A 2,352-nucleotide genomic window follows, 5' to 3' on the forward strand; every position below is an offset into this window, starting at 1 on the left:
AGAGCTTTTAGAAGCGGACCTACCTCGTCAAAGGTTAGAAAAGGGCTTGAAAAGCTCAACCTCAGCTTCCCGGAAAAATTGCCACGTGAAACGGCAGTTGAGCCCTCATATGAGGCTTATAAGGGGAAACTCAGACCCATCATAGAATGCAGTGAAGCCATTCCTTGCAATCCCTGTGAAACAAGCTGCCCTTTCGGTGCTATCACGATTGGCGAAAACATCAACAACGTTCCGGTTATCGACTATGAAAAATGTACCGGTTGCGGTATTTGTGCTACCAAATGTCCCGGCTTGGCCATATTCATGATGCAAGAAAAAGAGGAAAAGGGGACAGCCACAGTTGGCATACCTTATGAATTCTTGCCGATACCTTCAAAAGGGGATCAGGTATATGCCCTCAGAAAGGATGGCAGTGTTGCAGGTGTTGCAAAGGTAACGAAAGTTGTTAAAGCTCCTAACAGTACAACCGTTGTTTATATCGAAGTACCTTTAGAAGAAGCCAGGGAAGTCAGACATATAAAAGTTGTCGAAATGAAGCCAGAAGCTATTGTCTGCCGTTGTGAAGAGCTTACGGTAGAGGATGTTGAAAAAGCCATTGAGGAAGGATACACAGATTTTGAAGAACTCAGGAGAAGACTGAGAATAGCAATGGGACCTTGTGGTGGCCGTACATGTCGGTTAAACGCTCTGATGATCCTCTCGCGTAAAACCGGAACCCCCATTGAAAAACTCGATCCAGGCACCTTCAGGCCACCTGTGATTCCAACGACCTTTAAGGCTGTCAGTAAAAGTGCCAAAGGTGGTGAAAGCAGTGAGGGCTGAAGCATCAGTCGTAATCATTGGAGGAGGTATCATAGGTACTGCCATAGCTTTTTACCTTTGCAAAAAGGGAATGAAAGATGTCGTTCTTGTTGAGAAATCATATCTTTCCTCTGGCTCAACAGGGCGTTGCGGTGGAGGAATTCGGCAACAATGGAGCGAAAGAATGAACGTCAGACTGGCTATGAGGAGTGTCAAACTATTTGAACGCTTCGAAGAAGAAATCGGCATGGACATAGAATATTATCAAGGTGGCTACTTGCTCCTTGCCTACACGGATGAGGAAGTGGAACTTTTCCACAAAAATGTGGCTATGCAGCAAGAGGAAGGACTGGACGTAAGATTACTAAGCAAAGAAGAAACAAAAGAGAAGTTCCCCTTCATGAATCTTGAAGGGTTAAAACTCGCTACCTTTTGCCCCACTGATGGACACGCTAACCCCCATCTTGCCACTATGGCATATGCCAAAGCAGCAGAAAAGATGGGTGCGATGATTCTTACCCACACAGAGGTAACCGACATAGATGTTCAAAGCGGTCAAATTAAAGGGGTCTTAACGACCAAAGGATACATCAAAACATCGGTAGTAGTAAATGCTGCGGGGGGATTTTCAAGAGAAGTGGGCCTTATGGCTGGCGTGGAATTACCTACGGAATCTTACAGGCACCAGATATTTGTTACCGAACCCCTGGAGCATATTCTCGATCCCTTGGTGATAAGTTTTGTGAACAATTTTTACATAAGGCAAACGAAATCGGGTAATTTCATCATGGGGCAGGGTGACAAGGACGAACCGCCCAGCCATAAGCATGACCCAAGCTGGAAATTTCTGACAGAGATGACAGAGAAAATGCCACATTTCTTTCCATTCCTGAAAGAAGTCAGGGTACTGAGGCACTGGGCAGGGCTTTACAATATGTCACCAGATGCTCAACCGATTATTGACAAATCCGATAAGCTTTCAGATTTCTACTTCGCGATTGGTTTTAGCGGTCATGGATTTATGCTTGCCCCAGCGGTGGGTGAAGCCATGGCGGATTGGATAATATACGGTAGTCCGGAAGAAGTGGATATATCAAATCTGAAAATGGAAAGATTTTCAAAAGGAGTTTCAAGAGAGAAAAACGTTGTATAAAATTCACAGGAGGTGTTTGAATTGCCAGAAGCAACTAACTACATTGTCCTTCCACCTTTCAAGAATGAGGGTTATATTGACCCATCAAACCCGGATGTCAGAAAAAAGATGAAGGAAGCCCTTGAAAAAGTCGCAAACGAGAAAAAAGACTACGACCTCATAATAGGTGGAAAAAAGTACAGTACTGAGAAGAAAAACAAATCCATTAATCCGAGCAATCCTGAAGAAATTGTTGGGGTTACATCAAAAGCCACCAGGGAACTCATAGATAAGGCGCTGGATACAGCCTGGGAAACTTTTGAAACCTGGAAGCACACGCCCGTTGAAGAAAGGGTAAAGCCTTTCTTGAAGGCTGCCCAAATAATGAGAGAGCGGCGCTACGAGCTGGATGCAACAAT

The 2,352-nt window shown here is 44.6% G+C and carries 3 protein-coding genes; all 3 read left to right on the forward strand.

Annotated features, from left to right (window positions below):
* Positions 1-822 (forward strand): (2Fe-2S)-binding protein (locus AC3LHT_RS09270; protein ID WP_488662690.1); only part of this gene is annotated, 822 nt, incomplete at its 5' end.
* The gene (locus tag AC3LHT_RS09275; RefSeq protein ID WP_290644818.1) at positions 812-1,954 is read left to right on the forward strand and encodes an NAD(P)/FAD-dependent oxidoreductase; all 1,143 of its coding nucleotides are present in this window, start codon (positions 812-814) and stop codon (positions 1,952-1,954) included. The genes AC3LHT_RS09270 and AC3LHT_RS09275, both read left to right, overlap by 11 nt.
* Positions 1,955-1,975: 21 nt before the next feature.
* Positions 1,976-2,352: aldehyde dehydrogenase family protein (locus tag AC3LHT_RS09280; protein ID WP_488662691.1), on the forward strand; the 377-nt coding region annotated here is incomplete at its 3' end.

This window comes from Kosmotoga sp. (assembly GCF_982836095.1).